Source organism: Rathayibacter rhapontici (assembly GCF_001995175.1).
Taxonomy (GTDB): Bacteria; Actinomycetota; Actinomycetes; order Actinomycetales; family Microbacteriaceae; genus Rathayibacter.
Genome location: NZ_MUKN01000116.1, coordinates 1 through 2,673 on the forward strand (window position 1 = coordinate 1; position 2,673 = coordinate 2,673).

Consider the following 2,673-nt stretch of genomic DNA (forward strand, 5'->3'; position numbering starts at 1 on the left):
CCGAGGCCGGGACGTCGACGAGCAGCACGCTCGGCCGTCCGACGTGGCGCCCCTGGTGCACGACGACGCGGGCCGGAGGCGCGACCGCGCCGATCGCGCGCAGCCAGCCGCCGAGCGCGGCGGCCGCGGATCCGGTGGCCGGGTCCTCCGAGAGGGTGCCGACGGGGAAGAGGTTGCGGGTCTCGAACGCCCCGTCGGGCAGGGCCCGCGCGATCGTGACCGTGCCGGTCCAGCCGCGCGAGTCCATCAGTGCGCGCATCGCCGCCGGCTCGAACGAGAACCCGTCGAAGACCGCGGCGTCCTCGAGCACGAGGATCGGATGCCGGTTGCCCGCGAACGCCTCGGCGGGCGCGAACCGCGCATCCAGCGCCGTGCGGTCCAGGCCCAGCAGCCCCAGGACGGCATCGGTGTCGACCTCCGGCAGCGGGACGACCCGCGGCTCGACGCTCGTGAAGGAGGCGAGCACGGAGCCGCCCTCGACGCGCGTCCCGATCGCGACCTCGCCGACCGGGGTGTCGAAGACGAACGCCCCGGCTCCGTCGCGCTCGGCCAGGGCGACCGCCGTGGCGATGGTCGCGTGACCGCAGAACGGCACCTCGGCGACCGGCGAGAAATAGCGCATCCGGAACCGCCGCGCGCCGGTGCGCTCGATCGCGAACGCGGTCTCGGCGTACCCGACGTCGGCGGCGACGGCCTGCATCCCGACGTCGTCGAGGGCGGTCGCGTCGAGCACGACTCCGGCGGGGTTGCCGCCGTCGGGGCTCGCGGGGAAGGCGGCGAGGCGGAGGATCTCGGTCACGGGGTCCACCGTGGCCGATCCGCACGGCGAGCGGTAGGGCCGCTGCGGGAGCCGTGGCCGGGTCCGGCCGTGGGGAGCCCGTCCGCGAGAGGCGGGCTCCCCGCGCGTCAGCGGCAGGTCAGCGCCGGGTACGCCGCCGGAACGACGGCGGTCGCGCCTCCGCTCGTCGCCGTCACCGAGGCGGATCCGGCGGCGATCGAGGTCGCGCGCGTGCTGAACGCGGAGGTCGCCGTCGCGCCCGGGGCGAGGGCCGCAACCGTCTTGGTCCCCGCGGTCGTGACGACGCGGATCGCGGCCGTCCCGGTTCCGCGGTTGGTCGTCGTCACCGTCAGCACGACCTTGCCCGCGACGCAGCGCGGGACGGCCGAGGCGGTCACGTCCACTCCGCCGACCGCCGTGAGGGTCGCGACCGCCCGGGTCGCCGCTCCGTTCGCGAGAGCGCCGCGCACCACGAGGGTCTCGCCGGCGCGATCGAGGACGGACGCGTCGAACGCCTCCCAGGCCACCGCGACCTGCTCGGTGCGCCCGCCGGTGAAGGTCGCCTGCACCGTCGCCGGGAGGGTGGTGCTCGTCGATCCGATCCGCACGTCCTGCGCGACCGGGGCGACCGACGTCACCAGCAGCTCGGGCTGGTACGCGCCCAGCAGCGCGTCGCGCTCCTCGCGGGTGATGCCGATCACCGAGCCGTGCCGAGGCGAGGCGGGCAGCGAGACCCGGTCGTCGACGGCGGGGTCGAGGTAGGTCCAGCCGGGCTGCGAGACGTCCTCGGTGTGGAAGGCCTGGTACCCGGTGCCGGTGAACCAGTCGGCGAAGAGGTAGTAGCCGGAGCCGTTCACGTCGCCCTCGTTCGCGGGGAACACGGTCGGTCCCTCGACGATCTGGTCGTAGCCGGCGTTCCGCGCCACGCAGTTCTCGACGACCGACCAGTCGCCGCCCACCGGATAGTCGACGTAGGTCGAGCGCAGGCTCGTCGAGCGCTCGGTGACGATGTCCTGGCAGCCCGCGTCCCCCGACACCTCCTTGGTGAAGCGGAAGTAGTCGTCGCCCTGCTTGAGCACGGTGGCGTCGATGCGGTCGCCGGAGTCGACCCACACCTGCGGCTCGGAGAAGGTGCGGAAGTCGCGGGTCGTGGCGTAGACGATGCGCGAGTCGGTGGTCCCCGGAGCACCCGTCACGTGCGGCTGCCCCTCGGGGTACACGCGCGAGGACCAGTAGACGACGTACTGCCCGATCGACTCGTCCCACTGCGCCTCCGGAGCCCAGGTCATGCCGGCCCACTCGGGCGAGACCTCGATGTGGCGCTGCTCGGACCAGTTCACGAGGTCGGTCGACTCCCAGATCTCGAGGTGCTTCGACCCGTTCGTGAACGACTCCGGCCAGGTGGTCTTGGTGATGTCGAGGTCGGTGGCGAGCAGGAAGAAGCGGTCGCCCTCGACCGAGCGCACGATCGAGGGGTCGCGCAGGCCCCGGGTGCCCTGGGAGGAGGTGAGGACGGGAGCGCCGTCGTTGAGTTCGGTCCAGTCGAGCGCGTCGTTCCCGTTCGTGGTCGCGAAGCGGATCTGCTGCTGATCGGTGGAGTTGCCGCTGAAGTAGGCGAAGAGGTAGGCCTCGTTCTCGGCAGCGGCGGGAGCGGCGAGGACGGTGAGCGGCAGGGCCACCGTGCTGGTCGCGGAGCCGCGGCTGATCATGGCGGTGAGCGTCACGGAGGCGTCGGCGGCGCCGCGCACGACCGCGCCCTTCTCGACGACGTCGGCGACCCCCTCCGTGGTGCTGCCGCTGGGGGCGTCGGTGTCGCTGACGACGGCGTCGTCGGACGAGGTCCAGGCGATCGCGACGCGGTCGGCGCCGGGCTCGGCGTCGCGGCCCTGCAGGTC

General features: G+C 73.6%; 2 protein-coding genes. Both read right to left on the bottom strand.

Features of this window, described 5'->3' with window-relative positions; genetic code table 11:
- A partial coding sequence (locus B0T42_RS18830; RefSeq protein WP_077224493.1) for a PhzF family phenazine biosynthesis protein occupies positions 1-799 on the bottom strand: 799 nt, incomplete at its 3' end.
- 107 nt (positions 800-906) lie between these two features.
- Positions 907-2,673, bottom strand: a 1,767-nt coding sequence (locus tag B0T42_RS18835; RefSeq protein ID WP_173892361.1) for a glycoside hydrolase family 43 protein, incomplete at its 5' end; no start/stop codon positions are given.